This window comes from Pseudomonas iranensis (genome assembly GCF_014268585.2).
GTDB lineage: Bacteria > Pseudomonadota > Gammaproteobacteria > Pseudomonadales > Pseudomonadaceae > Aquipseudomonas > Aquipseudomonas iranensis.
In genome coordinates, this window is record NZ_CP077092.1 from 2,051,676 (window position 1) to 2,076,803 (window position 25,128).

General features: G+C 59.6%; 23 protein-coding genes. 5 read left to right on the top strand and 18 right to left on the bottom strand.

The window, feature by feature from the left end; genetic code table 11:
- The first annotated feature begins 234 nt into the window (after positions 1-234).
- Complete coding sequence (locus tag HU724_RS09140) at positions 235-948, top strand: UTRA domain-containing protein (protein ID WP_133340137.1); 714 nt, start codon at positions 235-237, stop codon at positions 946-948.
- A 560-nt stretch (positions 949-1,508) separates the two neighbouring features.
- Here the strand turns inward: HU724_RS09140 and HU724_RS09145 are convergent.
- Positions 1,509-2,843: an amidohydrolase gene (locus HU724_RS09145; protein WP_186565863.1), complete on the bottom strand. Its 1,335-nt coding sequence runs from the start codon at positions 2,841-2,843 to the stop codon at positions 1,509-1,511.
- A 304-nt stretch (positions 2,844-3,147) separates the two neighbouring features.
- On the opposite strand from HU724_RS09145, the gene HU724_RS09150 reads away from it, so the two are divergent.
- Complete coding sequence (locus HU724_RS09150) at positions 3,148-5,058, top strand: pyocin-S2/colicin E7-DNase domain-containing protein (protein ID WP_186565861.1); 1,911 nt, start codon at positions 3,148-3,150, stop codon at positions 5,056-5,058.
- Complete coding sequence (locus HU724_RS09155) at positions 5,058-5,312, top strand: bacteriocin immunity protein (protein ID WP_186565859.1); 255 nt, start codon at positions 5,058-5,060, stop codon at positions 5,310-5,312. The genes HU724_RS09150 and HU724_RS09155 overlap by 1 nt, the downstream gene beginning before the upstream one ends.
- A 47-nt stretch (positions 5,313-5,359) precedes the next feature.
- Here the strand turns inward: HU724_RS09155 and HU724_RS09160 are convergent, their stop codons facing one another.
- The 9 genes from HU724_RS09160 to minC form a co-directional block, all read right to left on the bottom strand.
- A complete protein-coding gene (locus HU724_RS09160) occupies positions 5,360-7,516 on the bottom strand; it encodes a mechanosensitive ion channel family protein (protein ID WP_186565857.1) in 2,157 nt (718 codons plus the stop codon).
- 74 nt (positions 7,517-7,590) lie between these two features.
- Complete coding sequence (locus HU724_RS09165) at positions 7,591-7,767, bottom strand: hypothetical protein (protein WP_016773747.1); 177 nt, start codon at positions 7,765-7,767, stop codon at positions 7,591-7,593.
- Between the two features lie 232 nt (positions 7,768-7,999).
- Positions 8,000-9,289: a M18 family aminopeptidase gene (locus HU724_RS09170; protein ID WP_186565855.1), complete on the bottom strand. Its 1,290-nt coding sequence runs from the start codon at positions 9,287-9,289 to the stop codon at positions 8,000-8,002.
- 78 nt (positions 9,290-9,367) lie between these two features.
- Positions 9,368-10,462, bottom strand: coding sequence for a hypothetical protein (locus tag HU724_RS09175; protein ID WP_186565853.1), 1,095 nt, complete (start codon positions 10,460-10,462; stop codon positions 9,368-9,370).
- 93 nt (positions 10,463-10,555) lie between these two features.
- On the bottom strand, positions 10,556-11,398 hold the full coding sequence (locus HU724_RS09180; RefSeq protein WP_186565851.1) for a protein kinase family protein: 843 nt from the start codon (positions 11,396-11,398) through the stop codon (positions 10,556-10,558).
- A 152-nt stretch (positions 11,399-11,550) separates the two neighbouring features.
- Positions 11,551-12,186, bottom strand: a complete 636-nt coding sequence (locus tag HU724_RS09185) for an RluA family pseudouridine synthase (protein WP_186565849.1) — start codon at positions 12,184-12,186, stop codon at positions 11,551-11,553.
- A gap of 90 nt (positions 12,187-12,276) precedes the next feature.
- Positions 12,277-12,531, bottom strand: a complete 255-nt coding sequence (gene minE / locus HU724_RS09190) for a cell division topological specificity factor MinE (RefSeq protein ID WP_003223146.1) — start codon at positions 12,529-12,531, stop codon at positions 12,277-12,279.
- The gene (minD, locus tag HU724_RS09195; RefSeq protein WP_007913953.1) at positions 12,531-13,343 is read right to left on the bottom strand and encodes a septum site-determining protein MinD; all 813 of its coding nucleotides are present in this window, start codon (positions 13,341-13,343) and stop codon (positions 12,531-12,533) included. Before minD ends, minE begins: the two co-directional genes overlap by 1 nt.
- Before the next feature lie 169 nt (positions 13,344-13,512).
- Positions 13,513-14,250, bottom strand: a complete 738-nt coding sequence (gene minC / locus HU724_RS09200) for a septum site-determining protein MinC (protein ID WP_024012205.1) — start codon at positions 14,248-14,250, stop codon at positions 13,513-13,515.
- A 117-nt stretch (positions 14,251-14,367) separates the two neighbouring features.
- On the opposite strand from minC, the gene HU724_RS09205 reads away from it, so the two are divergent.
- Entirely contained in the window at positions 14,368-15,300 is a 933-nt protein-coding gene (locus HU724_RS09205; RefSeq protein ID WP_186565847.1) for a lipid A biosynthesis lauroyl acyltransferase, read from the top strand.
- A 34-nt stretch (positions 15,301-15,334) separates the two neighbouring features.
- Positions 15,335-16,507 (top strand): patatin-like phospholipase family protein, encoded by a 1,173-nt coding sequence (locus HU724_RS09210; protein WP_122505994.1) that lies wholly within the window; start codon positions 15,335-15,337, stop codon positions 16,505-16,507.
- Between the two features lie 78 nt (positions 16,508-16,585).
- On the opposite strand, the gene HU724_RS09215 is transcribed toward HU724_RS09210, so the two are convergent.
- The 8 genes from HU724_RS09215 to puuE form a co-directional block, all read right to left on the bottom strand.
- Positions 16,586-17,371: an outer membrane protein OmpK gene (locus HU724_RS09215; RefSeq protein WP_056784020.1), complete on the bottom strand. Its 786-nt coding sequence runs from the start codon at positions 17,369-17,371 to the stop codon at positions 16,586-16,588.
- Between the two features lie 371 nt (positions 17,372-17,742).
- Positions 17,743-18,528: an outer membrane protein OmpK gene (locus tag HU724_RS09220; protein WP_186565845.1), complete on the bottom strand. Its 786-nt coding sequence runs from the start codon at positions 18,526-18,528 to the stop codon at positions 17,743-17,745.
- Positions 18,529-18,689: 161 nt separating this feature from the next.
- Positions 18,690-20,042, bottom strand: a complete 1,353-nt coding sequence (locus HU724_RS09225) for a nucleobase:cation symporter-2 family protein (protein ID WP_039763799.1) — start codon at positions 20,040-20,042, stop codon at positions 18,690-18,692.
- 162 nt (positions 20,043-20,204) lie between these two features.
- Complete coding sequence (locus HU724_RS09230) at positions 20,205-21,518, bottom strand: urate hydroxylase PuuD (protein ID WP_016773757.1); 1,314 nt, start codon at positions 21,516-21,518, stop codon at positions 20,205-20,207.
- A 51-nt stretch (positions 21,519-21,569) separates the two neighbouring features.
- The gene (locus HU724_RS09235; RefSeq protein ID WP_093103207.1) at positions 21,570-22,073 is read right to left on the bottom strand and encodes an ureidoglycolate lyase; all 504 of its coding nucleotides are present in this window, start codon (positions 22,071-22,073) and stop codon (positions 21,570-21,572) included.
- 119 nt (positions 22,074-22,192) lie between these two features.
- A complete protein-coding gene (gene alc, locus HU724_RS09240; protein ID WP_016773759.1) occupies positions 22,193-23,188 on the bottom strand; it encodes an allantoicase in 996 nt (331 codons plus the stop codon).
- A gap of 87 nt (positions 23,189-23,275) precedes the next feature.
- Entirely contained in the window at positions 23,276-23,791 is a 516-nt protein-coding gene (gene uraD, locus HU724_RS09245) for a 2-oxo-4-hydroxy-4-carboxy-5-ureidoimidazoline decarboxylase (RefSeq protein ID WP_016773760.1), read from the bottom strand.
- Positions 23,788-24,714 (bottom strand): allantoinase PuuE, encoded by a 927-nt coding sequence (puuE, locus tag HU724_RS09250; protein WP_024012213.1) that lies wholly within the window; start codon positions 24,712-24,714, stop codon positions 23,788-23,790. Before puuE ends, uraD begins: the two co-directional genes overlap by 4 nt.
- Between the last annotated feature and the right edge of the window lie 414 nt (positions 24,715-25,128).

Sequence of the window (25,128 nt, forward strand, 5' to 3'; positions counted from 1 at the left end):
CTGATCTTTTATCAACCATTGTCAGGAAGGTGCCAGATCAGCGTAGACCATACCCAAAGGCCCGTAGGGAAGGGGACTTGGCCGATGTATTGCAAGCCGTGAAAGCGACCGTTCGGTAGTTTTGTCATCTGTCGGTCATCTGCACTGCCTAGGCTTGCAACATACGAAGGCGCTTTGATCGGCGTTCGGATTTGCCCCGAAACAGTGCTGGTCTAGTCCAGATAGGTAACGTTGATGCGCGATGAGGCAACGAAAGCGGTGACAGCGATTGGCCAGGTGCTGCTGGAGCAGATCGATCACGGTTTGCTGGCGGCCGGGAGCAAGTTGCCCGCTGAACGCAAGCTCAGCGAGCTGTTCGGGACGACGCGGATCACTGTGCGTGAAGCGCTGTTGCAGCTTGAGGCACAGGGGCAGATTTACCGTGAGGAGCGGCGCGGCTGGTTCGTGTCGCCGCCGCGTTTGGCTTATAACCTGATGCAGCGCAGTCACTTCCACGCCATGGTCAGTGCGCAGGGACGCGAACCTTCGACCGAGGTGATTTCGGCGCGGTTGCAACCGGCTTCCGCGGCGGTGTGTGCGTGGTTGCAACTGCCGGCTTTGTCGAGCGTGATTCAGATTTGCCGCTCGCGGCGCATTGATGGGCGACTGGTGTTGTATGTGGAGCACTATCTGAATCCGCGGTTTTTTCCGGGGATTCTTGATTTCGATTTGAATCAGTCGATCACCGAGTTGTATGCGCGGCATTTCGATTTGCACTATGGGCGGGTGCGGTTCGAGATCGTGCCTACGTCTTTATCTGTCGATGCGGCGGCGGCTTTACGGGTGTCGGTGGGGAGTCCGGGACTGAGGATTGCTCGGGTCAATTATGATCAGCATGGGCGGTTGATTGATTGTGATCTGGAGTTTTGGCGGCATGATGCGATTCACGTTGGGGTTGATGTGGTTTGATCCTTGGCGGCCTCTGGGCCGACCAGGTTCTGGTTGTTTTCGGGTGTTTATCCGTTGCTTCGGGTGGTGCTGATGGCGGTTTCGCCCTTACGGCGAGTCCCTTTTTCAAACGCCAAAAAGGAACCAAAAGGCTTTGCTCCTGCGTTCGCCCTCGCAGGCTCGGGGCCCTTCGCTCCGGGACCGATCCGGGCGCAGCGGCTACGGTTTGCTTCGCTGCACCTCCTTGCGCTGTGTCTGGCTGCGCCAGACGGTCGCTGCGCTCCCACGCCCGGATCGATCCCTCCACTCAGCCTTCCGATGTCGCTGGCTAGGCAAGATCAAGAGCACGCGAGCTAACGCTCATTGTTGAGTGGTTAGAAGCGGGTGGTTGGCTTGGGATTTGTGGTGGGGCTGCCCCTCACCCCAGCCCTCTCCCGAGGGAGAGGGAGCCGATCGTTGGGCTTTTCAGAATCTGAGTTCGACTCGGTATCTCAGTCGGCGTATCTCTCACATTCACCGCGGTCAGTCCCCTCTCCCTCTGGGAGAGGGCTAGGGTGAGGGGCTTTTACGTTGAGGGTGTCTTATTTGCCCACCTCGGCGTTCGCATGCAGATAATCCGTCGCCAACGAAGCCAATGTCCTCACCCCGACCACTAACGCCGACTCATCGACAAAGAACCCCGGATTATGATTCGGCGCAGCTTTGCTCATGTCCTGATCCCGCGGGGTCACGCCGAGAAACACAAACAACCCCGGCGCTTCTTTGGCGAAGAACGAGAAATCTTCCGCGCCGCCCACCAGCGGTCCCTGCACCACGTCATCCTTGGCGGCCCACTTCAACGTCGGCAGCATTTTCTCGGTCAGTGCCGGGTTGTTAATGGTCGGGTCGTATTTCTTGATGATGGTGACGTCGGCTTTGGCGCCGCCGCTTTCGGCGATTTTCTCGACTGTCTGGCGCACGTCGCTGTGCAGTTTCTGGCGGATGCCGTAGTCGTAGGAGCGGATGGTGCCGGTCATGTCGAGCGATTCGGGGATGATGTTGTAGCGGGTGCCGCCATTGATGGTGCCGATGCTGACCACCGACGGGTACGAGGAAATGTCGGTGCGGCGGCTGACCACGGTTTGCAGGCCGACGATGGTTTGCGCGCCGACGGTGATCGGGTCGATGCCGTCCCAGGGGCGGCCGGCGTGGGTTTGTTTGCCGTGGATCTTGATGCGCAGGTCGTCGGAGCTGGCCAGGGTCGGGCCGGGGCGGTAGGCGATCTGGCCGGCGGGGACGCCGGCCCAGACGTGCAGGCCGAACACCGCGTCGGGTTTCGGCGATTTCATCACGCCTTCCTCGACCATCATCTTCGCGCCCCAGGTATTTTTGCCGTCGGGAATGAAATCGCTCGGACCTTCCTCGGCGGGCTGGAAGTAGAACACTACGGTGCCGGGCAAGGTGTCGCGCATCCCTGTCAGAATTTTAGCTGCGCTGAGCAGGATCGCGGTGTGGGCGTCGTGGCCGCAGGCGTGCATGACGTCGACTTCCTTGTCGAGATACGTGCCTTTGGCTTTCGAAGCGAACGGCAAGTCGGAGACTTCCTTGACCGGCAGCGCGTCCATGTCGGCGCGCAGGGCCACGGTCGGGCCGGGCAGGGCGCCTTTCAGCACGGCTACTACGCCGGTGCGGGCGACGCCGGTTTTCACTTCCAGGCCCATGGCTTGCAGCTGTTTGGCGACCAGTTCAGCGGTGCGTTTTTCAGTGTTGCCAAGTTCTGGATGAGCGTGAAGGTCGCGGCGGGTTTCCAGCAGCTCCGGTTCGAGCTTCTGCGCCTGCTCGGCGATGCGCGTGCGGGCGCTGTCCATCGTCGCGGCGCTGGCGTGGCTGGCGACCACGGTGAGCAAAAGGGTCTGGGCAATGCGCGTCAGTTGCATGGGCTTCTCCTTGATTATTGTTGTTGGCTTCCTTGCCTGTGACAAAGGCTTTGCACGCAAGTGCGATCGGGTCCGGAAAACGCTATGCGCTCCGACAGATTTACGTTTGAGCATAAGTTATCAGCGAAAACTCCTACCGCATTATCAGTTCCGTCCGGCGTGACAGATAAAACGCGGGCGATAACCATGTACCGCACCGCACAACATCTATTTCCATAAATTTCTCCAGGTACCGGTCACGTTATTGGCTGTTTGAGGGTAATGGGTCAGTGCGACAAAACTATTGTCCATGGAGGACTTATAAATGCAGCGTAATGGAATAACGCTTCCGCCGATTGTTGTGCGTCCGGATAAACAAGATGAATATTTACATTATTTAGGTGCAGGGGACGGCTCGGGACCAGGCATTAACTTTGCGCCGTTGGGTGAAATACTCGATATGGAAAGTATCTACAAAGATACTTCCAGAAATATTGCTCAAGTCATCGAACATGAACTGGCAGAAGTGCGCGCAGCAGGCGACCAAAGTGTATTGCCGCCTTTGGATGCGCTGGCGCGGGAGATGCGATTCAGGGAGTCGCTGACGACACGAAAATTCAATGCGTTTTTCGTGGCGAGAGACGTTGCCATTCAACGTTTCAGTCATGCCCAAATTGAAACGTTTTTTAACGGTGGCCGGTTACCGCAGGTAAATCGGCGAGGCAGTAGTGTCAGCGTTCGGCAGGCCTATAGCGCCTTGTTCAATGCCAAGTTGTTGGTCGAAGGCATCAACTTGTTGAACAGCCAGTCGGCCACGGTCAAGGGCATGATTGCCGTGGTGCAAGCGCAGGAAGCCGAGCGGATCGCTCAGGAGCAGGCGCGGTTGGCGGCGGAACACGCCAGGCAGATTGCACAGGAACAGGCCCGCGTTGCTCAAGAGCAGGCGCGACGGCTGGCGGAAGAACTGGCGCGGCAGGCCGCCGCCAATGAACTCAGGCGGATCGAAGAAGAACAGGCCCGTTTGGCGGCTGAGGCACTGGAGCGCAAGCGTGCCGAGGAACAGGCGGCGCTTGAGGCTGAAGCCGAAGCACGCAGGGTGGCTGACGAAAAGCGCCGGCAGGACACCCCCGGTGGGCACAGTAGCCTTTTGCGCTTTCAGGGCAATACCAGCCACGCCCAACTGGTATTTGCGACGTCCGCTGGTGCGGTCGCAATTGCCGACAGCCTGATGGCGGGTCTTGCCGGTTCGATTCGCTCGGCGGTGGCAGGTTTATCGGGGCTGGCTGCTGGCACGGCGTCGGGTCTGATGGTGGGGGTAAGTGCGTTTGTCTACTCCCCGGTGTTGGGCAATGGGGAATTGCCTGAACGCTTTCTGCTCAGCCTCCCACTGGCAGATCTGCTGCCCGGTCAACTGCCTGATCTGGACAGGCTGGCAAGCGAAAGGGCACGACTGAATCTGCCGGTGCGTTTGAGCGCCCGGCCGCTGACGGGCTCTCTCGCCGAACTGCTTGTCGTTCCGGTAGCGGGGACAAAACGGCCTTCCGGCGTTCGCGTGGTTGCAGCTGGTTTCAACGCAGGGAACAACACTTACAGCGCGACCCTCACTGACATCCCGCCGACAACCGCGGTCTGGACTCCCGCAGTAACGCCGGCAGACAGTTCAACGCTGTTCCCCATCGAGAATCCGGCCCCACCGCGATATATCGGCGGCAACCTCGTGCCGATTGAAGGGCGGATCGACACTTATCCGGGTCGGGGCAACATCCGTTTCGACGACTTCATTCTGGTGTTCCCGTCGGAGTCGGGTGTGCCACCGCAGTACGTCATGTTCCGGGATCCGCGCAATGATCCGGGGGTGGCCAGCGGTTATGGGGAACCGGTTGCGGGTGGGTGGCTGGAGGCGGCTATGCAAGGTGAGGGGGCGGCAATTCCATCGAGAATTGCAGATCAGTTGCGAGGCAAGCAGTTCAACAGTTTCAGGGCTTTCAGGGAGACTTTCTGGAAGGCGGTGAGCGCTGACGTTGAGCTGGCGATGTGGTTTGATCCAAATAGTCTCAGTGCAATGAGCAAACGGCGGTCAGCGTTTGTGAGAGCGGGTGATCGAGTCGGTAAACGAGTGAAACTTGAGCTGCACCACGTCTCATCGTTATCGGACGGTGGGCAGTTGTACGATATTGATAACCTGCGTTTGCTAACTCCGAAGCAGCATTTGGCAGTTCATAAGGGAGTCGAGTAATGAAAAAGTTAATGATCAGTGATATGTCCGAAGAGCAGTTTTTGCATTTTGTACAAAAGATATGTCAATCGGATTACGCGACTGAAAAGGGGCATACCTCAGCTGTTATGGAGTTTGAACGACTGAGCGAGCATCCAGCCCGTTCCGATTTAATCTATTACCCGGAACCGGGCAAAGGTGGTCCGGAAAACATTGTGGCGGAAGTAAAAAGATGGCGGGCCGCCCACGGCAAACCTGGTTTCAAAGACCAGTAAGCGCTGCCCCCTATTGGCGCATCTGCCGATAGGGGGCTCAAGGGGACTCAATCGCTTTTCTTGACCTCCACCCCAGGCGTAATCACCTGCACACTCATCCGCGGCGTCGCCAGATCCAGCCCCGCCTCATCCAGTTGCCGCTTCAGCGACAAATTGAACGCCCGGGAAACCTCCCACTGTTTGATCGGCGCAGTTTTGAACCGTGCGCGGAGGATCGCGCTGCCGGACTCGAAACTTTCTACACCCTGAATCTCCAGCGGCGACCAGATGTTGCGGCGTTGAAGCGGATCGCTGCGCATCTTCTGGCCGACGTCGCGCATCAGTTTGATCGCGTCGTCGATTTCCATGTTGTACGGCACGGCGACGCGGAAGATCGCGTAGCCGAATTCCCGCGAGTAGTTCTTGATGCTCTTGATTTCGCTGAACGGGATCGTGTGGACGATGCCGTCGATGTCGCGCAGGCGCACGGTGCGGATGGTCAGGCCTTCGACGGTGCCGAGGTGACCACCGACGTCGACGTAGTCGTCGATGGCCAGGGAGTCTTCGATGATGATGAACAGGCCGGTGATCAGGTCGGCGACCAGCGACTGCGCGCCGAAACCGATGGCCAGACCGATCACACCGGCACCGGCCAGCAGCGGTGTGACGTTCATGCCCATATTCGCCAACGCGACGATCAGCGCGATGATAAATATCGCCACGAACAGCACGTTGCGGATCAGCGGCATCATCGTCTGCGCCCGGGCGTTGGCCAGGCCTTTGCGCGAGCGGGTGAGGGCGTGGTGCACGGCGGTGTCGGCGAGGATCCAGATCAGCCAGGAGAAAATCAGCGTGCCGATCAGGCTGAATAGTTTGACGCTGATGTCATGGCCATCGCCTTCGGCGAACGCGATCAGCGAATGGCCCCAGACGCGCAGGCCCAATTCGATGAAGATCAGCCACACCAGCAAATGCGTCAGGGTATAGAAGAAGTTTTTCAGGCGCTCCGAATACAGCGCATGGCGTTTCGGCCCGCGTTGCGGTTTCAGTGAATGGCGGCGCACCAGGCCGTTGATGACCATGCACAACACCAGCAGCACTGTGCAGATCAGCGACTGCCGCAGGGCGGTGCTGGTGTCGCCGGCGGAGACAAACGTGGCGAACAGCGAGATGCCGACCAGGACCAGTGCCGGCACGTACCAGAAGGTGCCGAGGATTTCGATGGTGTCGCTGAGGGCGCGGCGTGTCAGGCGCCGCGACAGCGGTTGGTTGCGGATCAGGTGCGCGATCGGTCGGCGGAATCGCAGAATGAACAGGCCGGTCGACAGCGCCGCCAGCACATTGGCAGTGGTCGCGGCGGTGTGCGCCAGATGCACGCCCAGGCTCTCGACCAGACGCGGATCACTCAGCGCTTCACCAAACGCGGCGAAGCTCCCGATCAGCCACAGCGGCCGAAACGCCTGATGACGCAGAATGTACAGCGCGCGATGGCGGTGCGGGCCATCGAGCAGGGAGAAGGCGATCACGCAGATCGCCGAAAAACAGGTGCCGACCACCAAGGCATAGGCCAGCACCATCGCCAGGCTTTTGCCCAGTGACGACGGCAGCACGTAGCTCATGTACACCGTTATCACCAATGCGATCAGCCACGGCCCGAGCTTGCGCAGGGCAAAGCGCAGCATGTCGAGGGCCTTGGGGTGTTGCGGCAGTTCTTCGGTGAGGCCGAAGCGCAGACGCACGCGGTGGCCAAGCCAGATCAGCGCGGCGGCGAGCAGGCTCCAGACCATCAGGATCACCGCGAAACCGAAGATGATCGGCAGCCATTCATTGGCCGGCAGCAGCTTGCTGGTCAGTTCGTCCTTGGCCAGATCGAATTCGTTGGACCAGCGGGTGATCGGGCTGTCGGCGCCGGAAAACTGTTTTTCGAAGTTGGCGAGGGTGCCGCCGATCAGGCCCAGCACGCCTTCTTCGGGGGTGGTCTGCGCTTTCTTCGTGGCGTCGCGCAGCTTCTTCAGATCACTGAGCAGCTGCGCGCGTTGCTTGTCGTTTTCCAGCGACTTGATCACTTCGTCCAGCGACTGGCCGAGGGGTTCTACGGCTTCAGGCTGCGGTTTTGAAGTGTTGAGCAGGCCGGGCAGACCGACTGCCTGGGCGGGCGCCAGCGGCAGCAGCGTCATCAGGCAGACAAGCAGCAGACCGGGCAAAGCAAAAAGACGAGCAAACACCAGAAGACAACCTCGCGATAGGCGGATGCGCTGGAGTGTACGAGGCCCCTTGGCGCAATGCGAGCCGGGCGCGGTCATTCGTTGAGTTTGGCGAGGATCTTGTAGACCACCGTGGCGAGGATCATCAGCATGCCGATCCACATGGCGAAAACCCCGGCGTTCTTGTCGCGGAAGTTGAAGCCGATGGCCAGCAGGATCATTCCGCTGAGGATGGGAATGAGCATGGCGTGGAAGGAGGACATCGAGATCATGAAGACTGCCTTGTCTGTAGAGGATTCTTGCAGTCTAGGCGGGTTTTCGAGGCAGGGTGTGATGTGGCTCAGGAATGCATCAGGCCGAGAGGATTCTGCTGTCTGCACAGGCGCTTTCGCGAGCAGGCTCGCTCCCACAGGTCGATTGGCATTCCAAGGGGAGGTGACTGGCTCCCACAATGAAATGCAGTTCAATTGTGGGAGCGAGCCTGCTCGCGAAGCTTGTCAGCCGTTACGGCAATTCACGGCTGGCATAAAACGCGCTGAGCACTTTGACCAGATGCGCCAGGTCATGGCTGCCGCACAGTTCGCGAATCGAGTGCATGGCAAAGGTCGGCAGGCCAATGTCGACGGTGCGCACACCCAGATGGCTGGCGGTGATCGGGCCAATGGTCGAACCGCAACCCATGTCGCTGCGCACCACGAAGCTTTGCACCGGGACTTCTTCGGCCATGCACAGATGGCGGAAGAAGCCGGCGGTTTCGCTATTGGTGGCGTAGCGCTGGTTGCTGTTGACCTTGATCACCGGGCCGGCGTTGAGTTTCGGGCCGTGGTTGGCATCGTGCTTGTCCGCGTAGTTGGGATGCACGCCGTGGGCGTTGTCGGCCGACACCAACAGGGATTTCTGGATGGTGCGGACGAACTCGTCACCTTCCGGCAACAGGCGGCGCAGGGTCTGTTCGAGCATCGGGCCGTCGGCGCCGCACGCCGAGCACGAGCCGACTTCTTCGTGGTCATTACAGACCAGCACGCAGGTTTCGTCGGTTTCGGCGGTGACCAATGCTTGCAGGCCGGCGTAGCACGACAGCAGATTGTCCAGACGCGCACCGGCAATGAAATCGCCGTTCAGACCGATCACCGCCGCGCTTTGCGTGTCGTAGAAACTCAGCTCGTAATCGAGGACGACGTCGGCATTCAAGCCGTGCTCGCGGGCCAGTTGATCAGTGAGCACGGCGCGGAAATCGACGCGCTCGTCACCAGCGAACTGGGCGAGGATCGGCGGCAGTTCGGTCTGCGCGTTGATCGCCCAGCCCTGGTTGGCTTCACGGTTGAGGTGAATGGCCAGGTTGGGAATGATCGCGATCGGTGCCTTGAAGTCGATCAACTGGCTCTCGACCTTGCCGTCACGGCGGAAGGTCACGCGGCCGGCCAGCGACAGATCACGGTCGAACCACGGCGCCAGCAGCGCGCCGCCGTAGACTTCGACGCCCAGTTGCCAGAAACCCTGACGCTGCAGTTCCGGTTGCGGCTTGACCCGCAGGCACGGGCTGTCGGTATGGGCGCCGACCAGACGGATACCGTCGTGCAGTGGCGAGTTGCGGCCCATTTTGATCGCGACGATCGAGGAGTCGTTACGGGTGACGTAATAGCGGCCGTTGGCCTCGGTGGACCATGGCTCGCGCTCGTCGAGACGCACATAGCCGGCGGCCTCCAGACGCTGAACGAGGCTGGCGGTGGCGTGGAACGGGGTAGGAGAGGCCTTGAGAAAGTCGATCAGGCCCTGGTTCAACTCTGCGCGCATAAGAAACTCCAGACAGCAATGGGCGGCAGTTTAACGCATCACTCGGCGCCATTGGGCAAGTGGTTTGCGCAAGCACGCTCAGGAGTGCTGATCGATGCGCTTGCGCAGGTAGGCGATGATGGCTTGTTGATCATCCTTTCTGGCGGGTTTCGGCAGGTGCTTCGGCCAGCCCTTGCCGCTGCCGAAGAAGGCCTTTTGTGCAACGCTGTCCCAACGCAGGATTTCCCGCGACGCCGATTCCCACCATTCGTGACGGCAGATCTCGTAATACGGGTGGGCAGGTGCAGCACTGCCGAACAGCAATGCCCGGCCGACTTTCTTCATGCCGCCGCGCTTTTTGCGCAGCTTCCACTTGATGCGCAGGCGCTGCCAGGTCGAGGGGACGGGCTTGCTGCGCGGAACCTCGGTGCACAGCGCTGGCAGTTCGGGGTGGAAGGCCTCGCCATGGCGGGCGAAAAAGTGTTTCTGCATGGCGTGGAAGAAGTTTTTGTCGGCGAAGTAGTGATAGACGAATTTCTTCGCTTCCTGGATCGGTTGGTCGCGCATGGCGAACGACAGTGCAATCTGTTCGATCGTATGGATGTCGAACGGGCCCTGCGTCCACTCTTCGATCAGCCGGATCGACTTGTCCAGCAGCGCTGAATCGCCATCGGTGACGCCGCACAAGCCACTGTTGTAGAGCTTGAAGCTGTTCGCCGACGAAATCCCGTGGACTTGCAGGCAGCGCGCGAGTTTTTTGTAGTCTGCCCGGTTACAGACGTAACTCCAGTCGTATTCGAAGCGGTCCATCACGTAACGCCCGGGCGTGATCATGCTGAACAGCCGGTGCGGCGAATCAAGAAACAGCGTGTCGGTATCGACGAACAGGGTTTTTTCGGCGAGTGTCAGGCCCAGCGCAATGGCGCACGCTTTGCGGCGGTGGTGGTAGCCGTTTTCACCCTGCCACTGGATCAGGGTCTGCTCGCTCAAAGTGACGGTATCGACCGGCCAGCCGGCATAGTCCTGCGGACGATCGGTCAGCACTCGGATGCACAGTGATTCACTTGGCTGCAGTTGTGCCAGGGCGGTGAGGATGCTGAATTTCGCCTCGCGCCGATAAACGTCTTTGTCACCATAGATCAGGTAGAGCAACTGGTGCGGTACTTTTTCCATGGGGGGGAAGGCTTCGCGCATAAGCGGCTCCATACGGCGGGGGCGCGAGTCTACCGTATTGCTCCGCTGATTTGCAGGCCGGGCACTTGCTTCAAAGTGTTGCCGGGGTGGGCGTCAACCGGTGATCAGTCTGCCACTGAGGAAGACTTCTCGGCGCTGCTTGCGACCGACGTATTCATGTTTGCTCAACTGATAGACTGCCTCGAACCTGTCTCTCGATAGACCGGGCAGCGCGCTGAGATATTGATCGACCAGGCGATCGTAGGCGGCTTCGGTAATGAACTTGTAGATATCCCGACGATAGAAGAAGCCGAGTTGAAAACCGAGTGTTTCACTTGCGTGCGCGGTCGGGCCGGCGAAGCAGTTTTCAAAGTCGATGGCTTTGAGTGGCCTTTGCGTTTGCTCGGGCACCATGATGTTGCCCACCCAGAAATCCATGTGAGTGATGTTCTTGCTGGCGAGCGAGCTGAGCAGTTGAAACGCGTCGAGGATAAAGGCTTCGATGTTTTCGGGATTGCGTCTGATGCATTCGGCGCCGTCGATATGGCCTTCGAGCAGGTGAGTCAGGAGGAAAAATTCCTCGGTCAGGCCGAGTCTGCTGCGGGTATAGCCATAGCCCTTCAGCGCAGGCATCTCCACGCCCCGGCGCTGAGCTTCGAGGGAATTCATCAGTTCTTCGAGCGGCCAGTCGAAGCGCCCGTTGCGTTGCGGTTTGTTCAGACTCACCCGCACCTTTGCCTTGAACGTGTCCAATGGCTGGACCTTGGCAAAGAGTGGTGTTTCACAGGACGATAACGGTGCGCTGGCTCGGGTCAGTTTGTGCGCGCGGCGTTTTTTAATGAGCTGCTCCAGGGCTTGGCGTGCCTGGATGCTGGGTGCTTCGCTCAGGTGCAGGGTGGTGTTACCGAATGCGCACACAATGGGGTATTCGGATTGAAGTGTTTTGCTGCAGAACACGGAAGAGGCCTCCTGCCTGATATCGAAGTGCCATGATTTTATATTTGATTACAATTTTATGACAGTTCTTTACGTCAATCTATTGCCGGTGGAATTCTGGCAGGACAAAAAAAGTCCTTCGCAAGGAAGGGCTTTCAAATTATTTACGCATTTCAGAATGGCGCCGGGCACTCGAAGCGCAGGCGTTCGCCGGTTTGCGGATGAGTGAAGCTGAGCATGCTCGCGTGCAGGCACAGACGTGGCCAGGCCGCCAGCGCTTGCTCGTGGGCGTAGAGTCCGTCACCGAGCAGCGGATGGCCGATCGACAACATGTGCACGCGCAATTGATGCGAGCGCCCGGTGATCGGTGTCAATTCGACCCGGCACCAGTCGCCGCAACGTTCCAGCACCTTCCAGAACGTCAGCGCGTGTTTGCCGAATTCGTAATCGACCACATGCCGTGGTTTGGTCGGTGGATCGTAGCGCAGGGGCAGGTCGATGCTGCCGCTGTCCAGTTCCGGCTGACCCCAGGCCAAAGCGGTGTAGGCCTTTTCGGTTTCGCGATCATGAAACTGCCGCGACAGCTCGCGATGGGTGTCGGCATCCCGGGCCAGCAGGATGATGCCCGAGGTTTCCCAGTCCAGACGATGGACGATGCGCGCTTCCGGGTAGCCGTTTTCCTGCAAGCGGGTAATCAGGCAGTCCTTGTTGTCGTCAGCGCGACCGGGCACCGAGAGCAGCAGGGTCGGTTTGTCGACCACCAGTACGGCGGCGTCCTGATGGATGATGCGGATGTTGGACAGCGGCATTAAAACAGCCTCGTAACAAATGCCAACGGCGGTTCAGGACCATTCCACTGGGGAATGGCCCTGAACCGCCGTCATACCTGCCGGATCGACTCAGCGATCGGGCAGGGTGATGTTGAGTTCCAGAATCGAGCAACTGCCCTGGCTTTCCAGTGCAACATGTACGTCGTCGTTGCCGATGTTGACGTACTTGCGGATCACGTCGACCAGTTCCTTCTGCAAGGCTGGCAGGTAATCCGGCGTGCTGCGCTGGCCGCGCTCATGCGCCACGATGATCTGTAGACGCTCTTTCGCTACCGAGGCGGTACTTGGCTTTTTGTTGGCACGAAAGAAGTCAAAAAGGTTCATTACCTACCTCCAAACAGGCGCTCGAAGAATCCCTTCTTCTCGACATCGAGGAATCGGTGGGCTTTTTCTTTGCCCAGCAGGCGGTCGACGGTATCGCTGTAAGCCTGACCGGCATCGCTCTGGTCGTCGAGAATCACCGGCACGCCCTGGTTGGAAGCCTTGAGCACCGCCTGGGATTCCGGGATGACGCCGAGCAGGGTCACCGAGAGGATTTCCTTGACGTCTTCAACGCCGAGCATCTCGCCCTTTTCAACGCGCTCCGGGTGGTAGCGGGTGATCAGCAGGTGTTCCTTGATCGGGTCTTCGCCACGTTCGGCGCGGCGCGATTTGCTTGCCAGCAGACCGAGCATGCGGTCCGAGTCACGTACCGAGGACACTTCCGGGTTGGTCACGACGATCGCTTCATCGGCGAAGTACATGGCCAGGTGCGCACCTTTCTCGATGCCCGCCGGGGAGTCGCAGACGACGAACTCGAATTGTTCCTTGAGCTCCATCAGGACTTTTTCCACGCCTTCGACGGTCAACGCGTCTTTGTCGCGGGTCTGGCTGGCCGCCAGTACGTAGAGGTTTTCCAGGCGCTTGTCTTTGATCAGTGCCTGTTGCAGGTTGGCTTCGCCGTTTACCACGTTGACGAAGTCATACACTACGCGGCGCTCGCAACCCATGATCAGGTCGAGGTTACGCAAGCCCACGTCGAAGTCGACGATCACTGTTTTGTGGCCGCGCAGAGCGAGACCGGTACCGATAGCGGCGCTGGTGGTGGTCTTACCCACACCACCCTTGCCGGATGTAACCACGAGAATCTTGGCCAAGGTGTTTCACCCCTAAGGAAGAAGGACTGTTCAGCCCCTGAAAAACATCTCTTGAAAACTACTGCAGTCGGACAGCCTTGGCTGGAATTTGGCTTTGGGCCTTTTTCCTACTTCGTTTGAGCCGTTTTCGCTACGTTTTAGAGATGCTTGGAAAATGCGGCAGTATCCGTTAAAGCCGAATGATGTTCAACACGTCGCCTGACAGGCTGACCTGGACGCCCGAGCCCCACATCGGATCGCGACGCAAATCCTCGGAGACCTTGTAATGACCGGCGATGGAGATCAGTTCAGCGCTCAATTGCTGACAGAAAATCCGTGCCTTGGTGTCACCTTTGACGCCGGCCAGCGCACGGCCGCGCATCGGGCCGTATACATGGATGTTGCCATCGGCAAGAAGTTCCGCCCCCGGACTGACCGATGAGACCACGACCAGATCGCCACCCTGGGCATATATCTGTTGGCCACCACGTACTGGCGTGGTGATCACGCGGGTCGGTTTGACGCTCGGCTCAGGTGGCTTTTCCGGCTTCTTTTTGACTTCGGCTTCCGGTGTTTCGAGCGGACGCTCGCGGGCGCCGGAGGGCGGCAGCACGGGGATGTCGATGGCGATGGCGGCGGCGATGTCTTCGATGCGGCTGGCGCGAATGGCCAGGGTACGCAGGCCGTGTTGACGGCAGACGCGCATCAGCCCCGGCAGGTCAACCGCGCCCTGATTCGGCGGCAGTTTGTCCAGCGCCAGGACCAGCGGTGCATTGCTGAAAAAATTCGGCGCCTGGGCGACTTTGGCGGCCAATTGCCGATCGAGGCTTTCGAGGTCGTTACGGGCCAGTTCCAGCACAGTGATGGCCAGCATGCTGCCCTTGAGCTGGAATACGGGATCTTGGTCTAACGGGTCGGTTTGGCTCATGTCGGCATACAACGGCTTGTCACTAAAAGTGCCGAGACTTATAACGAGAACGCCCGCGAGCCGCAAGCCGGGTCGAACGATGTAGAATGCGCGGCCACTGTATTTACGGAAGCTTTAATGGATCGCCCGCGTTTTCGAAAAGCATATCTTGCTCCGCGCTTCTGGCCGCTCTGGTGCGGCCTGGGGCTTTTGTGGCTGATCGTGCAGTTGCCGTATCCGGCGCTGCTGACCATCGGTCGAGTTTTAGGCGCGTTGATGTATCGCGTCGCCAGCGACCGGCGAACCATCGCCCGGCGCAATCTGGAATTGTGCTTCCCGGAAAAATCCGCCGCCGAGCGCAAACGCCTGCTCAAGGAAAACTTCGCCTCCACCGGCATCGCCTTCTTCGAAATGGCGATGAGCTGGTGGTGGTCGCGCGAGCGTCTGGCGAAACTGGCCCACGTCGAAGGCCTTGAACATTTGCAGAAGGCCCAGCGCGAAGGCAAAGGCGTGATCCTCATGGCCGCGCATTTCACCACGCTGGAAATCGGCGCGGCGCTGCTCGGCCAGCAGCACACCATCGACGGCATGTACCGCGAACACAAAAACCCCTTGTTCGACTTCGTCCAGCGCCGTGGCCGCGAGCGGCACAATCTCGATTCGCTGGCGGTGGAGCGCGATGACGTGCGCGGCATGCTCAAACTGCTGCGCTCGGGACGGGCGATCTGGTATGCGCCGGATCAGGATTACGGCGCCAAGCAGAGCATCTTCGTGCCGTTGTTCGGCATTCAGGCCGCCACCGTCACTGCGACGACCAAGTTTGCGCGGCTGGGCAAAGCGCTGGTGGTGCCGTTCACGCAGGAACGTCTGGCCGACGGCAGTGGTTATCGCCTGGTGATCCATCCGCCGCTGGAAAACTTCCCCGGCGAGAGCGAGGAGGCCGATTGCATCCGCATCAATCAGTGGGTCGAGAGCGCTTTGCGTGCCTGCCCCGAGCAATATCTATGGGCGCATCGGCGCTTCAAGAGTCGCCCGCCGGGTGAGCCAAAACTTTATCCCAAGCGTCGTTGATTAGCCGATCTGACAAGCACCGTGGAGTGTTGCGATGAGTCCTGCTGAACCGGTCACAGGTTTGATTCTTTCCGGCGGCGGGGCTCGGGCGGCTTATCAGGTCGGGGTGCTGGCGGCGATTGCCGAGTTGCTGCCGGTCGGCGCGGACAATCCGTTTCCGGTGATCGTCGGCACCTCGGCCGGGGCGATCAATGCGGTCAGCCTGGCCAGTGGCGCCACGGACTTTCGCGCCGCCATCGAACGCCTGACCCAGTTCTGGCAGGGCTTTCGCAGCCACCGCGTGTTGCGCAGCGACTGGCCGGGCGTGATCCATCAAGCCAGCCGCTTCGTCAGCCACAGCCTGCTCGGCCTCGGTCGACAGATGCCGGTGGCGCTGCTCAACAGTTCGCCGCTGCGCGAACTGCTCGAGGAAAAACTGCACCTGCCCGGCATCGCCGAATCCATCGCGCGCAAGCAATTGCATGCGGTGGCGGTGACCGCGTTCGGCTACGAATCGGGGCAAGCGGTGACGTTCTATCAGGGCGGCGGCACCATCGACGCCTGGCTGCGGCACCGCCGCATTGGCGTGCCGACGCAATTGTCGGTCGAACACCTGTTGGCCAGTTCGGCGATCCCGCTGTTGTTCGCGCCGGTGAAAATCGGCGAGGAGTATTTCGGTGACGGCGCAGTGCGCCAGTCGGCGCCGATCAGCCCGGCGCTGCATCTGGGTGCCAGTCGCGTGCTGGTGGTGGGCGTCAGCGGCAACCCGCGCGGCGTTGATCCGCAGCAGCCGCTGGAGCGCGCCTACAGCGGCCAGCAACCGACGCTCGCGCAGATCGGCGGGCACATGCTCAACAGCACGTTTATCGACAGTCTGGAGAGCGATATCGAGCTGCTGCAGCGTCTGAATCAGTTCAGTCATTTGCTCCCGGCCGGCACGCCGACCCGTGCGCTGGGTGTGGCGCCGGTGGAGGTGCTGGTGATTGCGCCGAGTCAGCCGATCGACGAAATCGCCGCGCGGCATCGCCAGGAGCTGCCAGCGGCGTTGCGCCTGTTTCTGCGCGGGCCGGGGGCGACGAAGACGAGTGGGGCGGGGGTGCTCAGTTACCTGCTGTTCGAGGCGGGGTATTGCAGCGAGTTGATCGAGTTGGGGCGGCGGGATGCGTTGGCCAAGCGCGAGGAGCTTTGCCGGTTTTTGCGGATATCTGAAGCGGTGGCTCCTGCCTGAAATCTGCGGTGAGGCCTTCGCGAGCAGGCTCGCTCCCACATTCGATCCAGTTCCAATGTGGGAGCGAAGCTTTTAGGGTCAGAAGTGGAACTTGACCAGGAAGCTTGTGGTGCTCTGATCGGTCTTGAAGTACTGGCTGTCCTTGATCCCGTACTTGTCCGACCAGTAGTCGTACTCGACACCGACATACAACTGCTTCTCGCCGAAATTCAGCGCCTTGCCCAGGTCGTATTTGACCTGCGGATTGAAGTGCAGGTTGGCGTGGTAGTCGCCTTTGGAGTTGGAGTCGTTGTCGACCACCCAGTCCATGAAGCCGTCGATGAGAATGTTCGATTTGCCCACCGGGATGGTGTAGGACCACACCGGGGTGATCTGCCAGACATTGTCACCGGCGCGCGCGCCCTGGGTGTGACGCTGATAGAAGTTCAGCTGGAAGTAGTCGAAGCCAGGAATCGCCAGGTCGAAGCCCGGACCGATCAGGTACGACTCGGTATCGCCTTCACCGAACTCGTAGGTCATGGCCAGCAACACGTCAGTCACCGGGCCGAAGGCCAGTTTCTGATCGAAGATCTTGCCGAACGACAGGCGCGGGCTGAGCTCGCCGTAGTAGGTGTTGGAGCCGACGCCGCCATCATCCTTGCCGTTGTAGAAAATCTTGTCGATGAACAGGAAGTTGTCCCCATACTTCCAGGCATCGGCGTGCTCGAAGGTCACGGTTTGCTGAATGCGCGGGTTGACCTGGAAGTCCTTGCCATACAGGTAGGTCAGGCTGTTGTTCTGCCACTGCAGCAGGCCTTCGGCCATCGCCTGGCCGCCGGCGAACATCGATCCGGCCAGCATCAGGCTGGTGCACATACGTTTCATTCGGTTGCTCCCAAAGTAGGTGTTCCACGTTATTTTTTTAAGTTCGGCGCTCTGATGTGGCGCCTTTTTTCGTACCGCAAATTTCATCCGATCGGTCAGCTTTCATTGCTGGTAGCAAAAGCTGCGCCAAGGCTTTTGAAAAACCAAAAAACGCCCGTTCGGCTGCTGAAAAACAGTCGACGAGCGTGTTTTCGGGATGCCTCAGGACTGACCGTAGCCGGGATAAGTTGGCTTTTCGGTCAGAAATTGAATTCAGGCTTTTTTTTAGAGCGAATTCGGAAGGCCGCGGAGAATACTGACTCCTCGGCCGGCGCTCAAGTGCCCCGCAACAGAGCACCGACGACAGGCATGGCGCACGGTTGCGGGCCATCTCAGAAGTGCACCTTCAGCAGCAGGCTGGCGGTGTTCTGGTTGGTATCGAACGCGTAGCTGTTTTCGATGCCGTATTTGTTCTTCCAGTAGCTGTACTCGGTGCCGACGTATACCTGTTTCTGGCTCCAGCCCATGGCTTTGCCGAGGTCATATTTGATCTGCGGATTGATGTGCAGGTTGGCGTGGTAGGTACCGCGCGAGTTTTCGTCATTGTCGACGACCCAGTCGAGGTAGCCGTCGATCAGCACATCGGAATTGCCCAGCGGAAAGCTGTAGGACCATGCGGGGGTGATTTGCCAGACACCATCGCCGGGCCGCGGGCCTTCGGTCTGGCGGCGGAAAATGTTCAGGGTGACGTAGTTGAAGCCGGGCACTTTCAGATCGAAGCCGGGACCGATCAGGTAGGCCTCGCTTTCGCCTTCGCCGTACTCGTAGGTCATCGCCAGCAGCACATCCTTGATCGGGCCGAACTCGATCTTGCGGTCGAGGATCTTGCCGAAGGACAGACGCGGGGTGAACTCGCCGTAGAAGGTGTGCGGACCTTTGTTCGGGTCCTCCTTGCCGTTGTAAAAGATCTTGTCGACGAACAGAAAGTTGTCGCCGTACTTCCACTTGTCGGCGTGCTCGAAGGTGACCGTCTGCTGATAGGACGGGTTGATCGCGAAGTTCTTGCCGTACAGATAGCTGAGGCTGTTGCTCTGCCACAGCAGCAGATCGCCGGCCATGGCCTGACTCGCGGCCAGCAGGCCGCCACTCAACAGAACGTTGCTTTGCGTGCGGATCATCTGTTGCTCCCTGTTGTTTTTATTGTTTGAGGCACAAGCAGTTGCGTAGTCCTGTGGGAGCGAGCCTGCTCGCGAAGCGGTTGTGTCAGTCGCCATCAATGTTGAATGACACAGCGCTTTCGCGAGCAGGCTCGCTCCCACAGGTGGTGTGGTGGTTTCAATCAGTGCGCATGGCAATCATTGATCGCCGCACGCTCCTTGCCGCCGAGGATGTTGAACAGCAGGTTCAGCGTCAGCGCGCTGAGGGTGGCCATGGCGATGCCGCTGTGGGTAATCGGGCTCATCCACAGCGGCAGGTGGGCGAAGAATTCCGGACGTACCACCGGGATCAGGCCCATACCGATGCTCACCGCGACCAGCAGCTGATTGCGGCGGTCACCGATGTCCGCCTCTTGGAGGATCTTGATACCCGTCGCGGCGACCATGCCGAACATCGCAATCGCCGCACCGCCCAGCACCGCCGGTGGAATCGATGCCACCAGAAATGCCGCTTTCGGCAACAGGCTGAGGACGATCAGCAGACCGCCGGCAACGATGGTCACCGAACGGCAGCGCACGCCGGTCATCTGCACCAGGCCGATGTTCTGCGCGAACGAGGAGTGGGTGAAGGTGTTGAAGAAACCGGCGAAAAACGACGCGCCGGCATCGCACAACAAGCCACGACGGAGCATGCGCGGGCAGACTTCCTGGCCGGTGATCTTGCCCAGCGCGAGGAACATCCCGGTGGACTCGACGAAGATGATCACCACTACCAGACACATCGACAGAATCGGTGCCAGCTCGAATTTCGGCATGCCGAAATGCAGCGGGGTGACGAACTGAATCCACGGTGCGCTGGCCATGCCGCTGAGGTCGACCATGCCGATCACGCCGCACAATACATAGCCCAGGCACATGCCGATCAGTACCGAAATATTGACCCAGAATCCGCGCATGAAGCGATGAACCAACAGAATGGTCGCCAGCACCAGCGCAGCGATGGCCAGATAAATCGGCGAACCGAATTGCGCGGCGTCGACCCCGCCACCGGCCCAGTTCACGGCCACGGGGAACAGCGATAAACCGATCGAGGTGATGACCGTGCCGGTCACCAGCGGCGGGAAGAAACGCACGACCTTGGACATGAACGGCGCGATCAGCATGCCGAAGAAACCGGCAGCGATCGTCGCACCAAAGATCCCTTGCAGACCGATGCCGGGCATGCCGGCCATGGCCACCATGCTGCCGACCGCAGCGAAACTGGCACCCATCATCACCGGCATGCGAATACCCATCGGGCCGATGCCGAGCGACTGCACGATAGTGGCGATGCCGGCGACGAGCAGGTCGGCGTTGATCAGGAAGGCGATTTCTTCACGACTCAGGCCAGCGGCCTGTCCGATGATCAGCGGCACCGCGATGGCACCGCCGTACATCAGCAGAACATGTTGCAGACCGACCAGGATCAGTTGCAAAAGGGGCAAACGCTGAATGGCGGGTGCGTCGGGGATGCGCGCTTTGGACAGCTCGGACATGCAACACCTCGGATCTTTTTTATTCTTGTGATTAACAGCTGCCGGGTTGCTTGCAGCTGTTTCTTTGCATCAGGGGAGACCGCGTTGCGGCGGCTATTCGCGAGCAGGCTCGCTCCCACAGGATCTCTGTAGGCGTGAGCCTGCTCGCGATGCTTTCAACGATTAATTGGTCTGCGCTCCCTGAGCGATCCATGCACCGATCAGGTCACGTTCCTGCTGGGTCATCTGGGTGATGTTGCCCAGTGGCATGATCTGCGTGGTGATGGCTTGCGCCTGGATGCGCGCCGCGTTCTGGCGAATCTGCTCGGGGGTGTCGAACATCACACCGGCCGGGGCTGCGCTGAACAACGGGCTGGTCGGCTTGGACGAGTGGCACACCGTGCAACGCTCTTGAATCACGTTGTGCACTTTGTCGAAACCGGGGCCGGCATTCGAGGCTTGCGCGGGTGCCGCCGCAGGGGCTGCGGGTGCCGCAGGTTGCGCCGCTTCGGCCGGTTTCGCGCCACCGCCCAGTGCCGTTTCCGGCAGCGGTTGGTACTCGATTTTCGCCGGTGCCTTGGCCACTTCAGGTGCAGTCGACATCGGCGTCGGGCCAGTGACGTAGGCCAGGCAGATCATGCCCACCGCTGCCACCGGCAGGGTCCAGGCAAACTTGTGGCTGTCGTGACGAGTGTTGAAGTAGTGACGCACCAATACCGCCAACACTGCGATCCCGGCGAGGATCAACCAGTTGTACTGGCTGCCGTAAGTGCTCGGGAAGTGGTTGCTGATCATGATGAACAGCACTGGCAGGGTGAAGTAGTTGTTGTGACGCGAACGCAGCAAGCCTTTGGCCGGCAGGGCCGGATCCGGCGTACGGTTCTCGGCAATCGCAGCAACCAGTGCCCGTTGCGCCGGCATGATGATGCGGAACACGTTGCCGACCATGATGGTGCCGATGATCGCGCCGACGTGCAGGTACGCACCACGACCGCTGAACACTTTGCTGAAGCCATAGGCGGCGGCAATGATCAGCACGAACAGGATGAAGCCGAGCAGGGCGGGTTTCTTGCCCAGGGCCGAATCGCAGAGGAAGTCGTAGACGAACCAGCCGACGATCAGCGAGCCGATACCGATGGCCACGCCTTCAGGACCGCTGAGGCCACTGCCGGGTGCCACGAGGTAGAGCACCGGATTGGAGTAGAACACCACGCACAGCAGCGCGATCCCCGACATCCAGGTGAAGTAGGCTTCCCACTTGAACCAGTGCAGATTGTCCGGCATGGACGGTGGGGCCAGTTTGTATTTTTCCAAGTGGTAGATGCCGCCGCCGTGGATCGCCCACAGATCACCGGCCAGACCGGTTTTCGGGTTGACGCGGTTGAGGTTGTTCTCCAGCCAGACGAAGTAGAACGACGCGCCGATCCAGGCCACGCCAGTGATCATGTGAACCCAGCGCACGCTCAGGTTCAGCCATTCCAACAGATGTGCTTCCACAGTCTTTACCTCTCGCCTGTCACTCTTGTTGTCGAGTGATCAGACCTTCTCTTATTGGTGGGGGGCGAGGATCAACCGCTCATCCTCTTTGAAAAAATGCTCATCGCAGTTATTGCCTGTGCCACTGCGATCAACCACCAGGAAGTCATCCCGCTTTTCGATCGTCAGCACCGGGTGGTGCCAGACGCCGCGATGGTAATTGATGCCCTGCCTGCCGTTGGTGACGAAGGCGCGGACCAAGCCTGATACAGGTGCATCGCCAACTGGCGCGACCACGATCAGAAAGGGGTTGCCGAGCAGCGGAATGAAAGCCTGGCTGCCCAGCGGATGGCGTTCCAGCATGCAAACGGTCAGCGGCATGTCCTGCGCGTCGGCGCGGAAAATACTGATGATCGCGTTGTCCTCAGGCTGAGCGGTTTCGACCGTCGCCAGTTTGTGGAAGCGCATGGTCGAACCGTTGTTGATCATGAAGTGATCGCTGCCGTCGGTTTCGATCACGTCACCGAAAGGGGCGAAGGCTTCTTTGGTCAGCGGTTCAATCGTCAATGTGCGCATGCTGTTCTTCTTATCCGGATTCTGTTTTGTTGGTTCTGACGCTTTCGCGAGCAGGCTCGCTCCCACCTTTGGAATGCTATCCCCTGTGGGAGCGAGCCTGCTCGCGAATGGGTTCAACCCTATTTAGCGACCTTGCCGAGTACACGCAGGCGACTCACGCCACCATCCGGGAACACGTTCAGGCGGATGTGGGTGATCGGGCCGAGTGCCTTGATCTGCTCGACGAAGGTGTGTTCGGCGTGCATTTCCAGCTTCTGGCTTGGCAGCAGTTCGCGCCAGAACAGCGACTGGGTTTCGATCTGGCTGTCGGTGCCGCCTTTCACGAACGCGCCCTGGATCGAGCAGGTGTCCGGGTAGTTGCCTTTGAAGTGCAGGGTGTCGACGACGATCTTTTCGATCTCGCCCGGATGACCCAGCGCGACGATCACCCAGTCATTGCCCGGCGTGCGACGACGCGCGGTTTCCCAGCCGTCGCCCATGTTGATGCCACGGCCCGGGTTGAGGATGTTGCTCATGCGGCCGAAGTGTTCGTCGGAGCAGGCGAGGGCGCGGCCACCGTTGAGGGCTGCTGCCAAGTCCACTTGCTCGTTGTCGCCCACAGCGGACCAGTCGCGGAACGGAATGCCGTATACGCGCAGACGGGCAACACCGCCGTCCGGGTAGATGTTGAAGCGCAGGTGGCTGAACGCTTTGTCGTTGCTGATTTCGTGGTAGTGGTGGCTGTTGCCCTGCAGCTCGACGGCCGACAGCACTTCGGTCCACTGGGTGTTTTCATCCGGTTCGCCCGAGGCCAGGAAGCACGCTTCCAGCGAGGCCGATGGCGGGTAGTTGCCGGTGAAGAATGAAGTGTCGATGTCCACGCCTTTGATCGAGCCCGGTACGCCCAGACGGATCACCGCGCTGTCGAAACCTTCGAAGCGCTTGCGGCGCGACTCCCAGCCGTCCATCCACTTGCCGTTGTCGTCGAACACGCCCTCCTTCCATACGGCCGGGGTCGGTTGGAACAGACGATTGGCGTCTGCGAACCAGTCATCGGTGACCGAAATGATCTTGGTGCCCAGACGGGCGTCGGCCAGGTTGACGTATTTTTCGAAAGGTACGGCGTAAGCTTTCATTCTTCTTGTCTGCCTTTAAATTAGTGGCTGGGGATGCTCGCAGGGCCCTGGGCGTTTGCGCGTTCATTCACGCTCGGGCCAGGCTTGCTAAAGAGTCAGTAAACGGAACAGGGCAATCTTGTTGATCTCCGCCAGCGCGCATTTGAACTCGGCTTCCACCGAATTGTTGATGCGCGTTTCGAACGCCGCGAGGATCTGATGCCGGTTGCTGCCTTTTACCGCCATGATGAAGGGAAACTTGAACTTGGCTTTGTAGGCGTCGTTCAGCTCGGTGAAGCGCTGGAACTCTTCGGCCGTGCATTGGTGAATACCGGCGCCAGCCTGTTCATTGGTGCTGGCTTCGGTGAGTTGGCCCTGGACGGCGGCTTTGCCGGCCAGGTCCGGGTGAGCGTTGATCAGGGCCAGTTGGCTGGCATGATCGGCGCTCAACAGGATATCGCTCATGCGCTGGTGCAAGGTTTCGATCTCGTCGATCGAAGCGTCCGCACCGAGGTCGTAGGCCTTTTCGGCCACCCATGGCGAATGTTCGTAGATGTCGGCGAAGGCTTTGACGAAAGCGTCGCGGCTCAGGGTCGACGGTTGCAGGGTTTGAAAGCGGCTCATTTTGCAGTCCCTTGGTACGGGTGGGTTTCTTGCCAGTGACGCGCGATGTCGACGCGACGGCTGAACCACACCTGTTCATGACTTTTGGCGTATTCGATAAAGCGCTTGAGCGAAGCGAGGCGACCAGGACGGCCGATCAGGCGGCAGTGCAGACCGATCGAAAGCATTTTCGGCGCTTCGGCACCTTCGGCGTAAAGCACGTCGAACGCGTCTTTGAGGTATTCGAAGAAATCGTCACCCTTGTTGAAACCCTGCACTTGCGTGAAGCGCATGTCGTTGGTGTCGAGGGTGTAGGGGATCACCAGATGCGGTTTGCCGGTCGGGTTGTTCGGTTCCCAGTAGGGCAGGTCGTCGTCGTAGGTGTCGCAGTCGTAGAGGAAACCGCCTTCTTCCATCACCAGCCGGCGGGTGTTCGGCCCGGTGCGGCCGGTGTACCAGCCCAGCGGACGTTCGCCGGTCAGTTCGGTGAGGATGCGGATCGCTTCGAGCATGTGCTCGCGTTCCTGCGCTTCATCCATGTACTGATAGTCGATCCAGCGGTAGCCATGGCTGCAGATTTCGTGGCCGGCCTCGACCATCGCACGGATCACGTCCGGGTGACGCTGGGCGGCCATGGCCACGGCGAAGATGGTCAGCGGAATGTCGAATTCCTTGAACAGCTTCAGAATCCGCCAGACGCCGGCACGGCTGCCATACTCGTAAAGCGATTCCATGCTCATGTTGCGCGCGCCTTGCAGCGGCTGAGCGGCGACCATTTCGGAGAGGAAGGCTTCGGATTCCTTGTCGCCGTGCAGAATGTTGCGCTCGCCACCTTCTTCGTAATTGAGCACGAAGGACAGGGCGATCCGGGCATTGCCCGGCCAGTGTGGGTGAGGAGGGTTACTGCCGTAACCGATCAGGTCGCGTGGGTAGTCAGCGCTCACTGCAGTCTTCCTTCTTGTACGTTGACAGATTGGTGTGGCGGCCTGGCAGGCTGGCGTCACAGCGATGGGCTGATTGTATACAACTTTATTTACATTTTGTAAGCCTGAATTTTCGCATTTTTCACCGGCCGTCATCTTTTGCTGCTAATGGTTCAAGCCTGCAAGAAACCTGCCTGACCAGTCAGCTAATGAATAGAAGGTTCAATGATCAGGCGCTTTGCTGGTTGATTGGCGATAAACGCCCGGATGGCGGGGGTGAGGCGAAAAATGTCGTTTTTATTGTGTACAATTTTTTTGGAAAGTGTCTTAATCAGTCGCTCGCCGCAGCGTTTCGTGCTCTGAAACGGTGCGGTCTCCTTTTCAACTGACTTCGGGAGGCGCGAAGTCTGACCGTTCGTTGCGGTCAGGCGCGCA

What these genes read in the sequence shown, in the direction of transcription:
- minE (WP_003223146.1), bottom strand. Translation starts at nt 12,531, where the DNA reads ATGAACCTTTTTGACTTCTTTCGTGCCAACAAAAAGCCAAGTACCGCC.
- HU724_RS09170 (WP_186565855.1), bottom strand. Translation starts at nt 9,289, where the DNA reads ATGCGCGCAGAGTTGAACCAGGGCCTGATCGACTTTCTCAAGGCCTCT.
- HU724_RS09220 (WP_186565845.1), bottom strand. Translation starts at nt 18,528, where the DNA reads ATGATCCGCACGCAAAGCAACGTTCTGTTGAGTGGCGGCCTGCTGGCC.
- minC (WP_024012205.1), bottom strand. Translation starts at nt 14,250, where the DNA reads ATGAGCCAAACCGACCCGTTAGACCAAGATCCCGTATTCCAGCTCAAG.
- uraD (WP_016773760.1), bottom strand. Translation starts at nt 23,791, where the DNA reads ATGAGCCGCTTTCAAACCCTGCAACCGTCGACCCTGAGCCGCGACGCT.
- alc (WP_016773759.1), bottom strand. Translation starts at nt 23,188, where the DNA reads ATGAAAGCTTACGCCGTACCTTTCGAAAAATACGTCAACCTGGCCGAC.
- HU724_RS09165 (WP_016773747.1), bottom strand. Translation starts at nt 7,767, where the DNA reads ATGATCTCGATGTCCTCCTTCCACGCCATGCTCATTCCCATCCTCAGC.
- HU724_RS09210 (WP_122505994.1), top strand. Translation starts at nt 15,335, where the DNA reads ATGAGTCCTGCTGAACCGGTCACAGGTTTGATTCTTTCCGGCGGCGGG.
- HU724_RS09235 (WP_093103207.1), bottom strand. Translation starts at nt 22,073, where the DNA reads ATGCGCACATTGACGATTGAACCGCTGACCAAAGAAGCCTTCGCCCCT.
- HU724_RS09185 (WP_186565849.1), bottom strand. Translation starts at nt 12,186, where the DNA reads ATGCCGCTGTCCAACATCCGCATCATCCATCAGGACGCCGCCGTACTG.
- HU724_RS09205 (WP_186565847.1), top strand. Translation starts at nt 14,368, where the DNA reads ATGGATCGCCCGCGTTTTCGAAAAGCATATCTTGCTCCGCGCTTCTGG.
- HU724_RS09150 (WP_186565861.1), top strand. Translation starts at nt 3,148, where the DNA reads ATGCAGCGTAATGGAATAACGCTTCCGCCGATTGTTGTGCGTCCGGAT.
- HU724_RS09225 (WP_039763799.1), bottom strand. Translation starts at nt 20,042, where the DNA reads ATGTCCGAGCTGTCCAAAGCGCGCATCCCCGACGCACCCGCCATTCAG.
- HU724_RS09215 (WP_056784020.1), bottom strand. Translation starts at nt 17,371, where the DNA reads ATGAAACGTATGTGCACCAGCCTGATGCTGGCCGGATCGATGTTCGCC.
- HU724_RS09175 (WP_186565853.1), bottom strand. Translation starts at nt 10,462, where the DNA reads ATGCGCGAAGCCTTCCCCCCCATGGAAAAAGTACCGCACCAGTTGCTC.
- HU724_RS09155 (WP_186565859.1), top strand. Translation starts at nt 5,058, where the DNA reads ATGAAAAAGTTAATGATCAGTGATATGTCCGAAGAGCAGTTTTTGCAT.
- HU724_RS09140 (WP_133340137.1), top strand. Translation starts at nt 235, where the DNA reads ATGCGCGATGAGGCAACGAAAGCGGTGACAGCGATTGGCCAGGTGCTG.
- HU724_RS09145 (WP_186565863.1), bottom strand. Translation starts at nt 2,843, where the DNA reads ATGCAACTGACGCGCATTGCCCAGACCCTTTTGCTCACCGTGGTCGCC.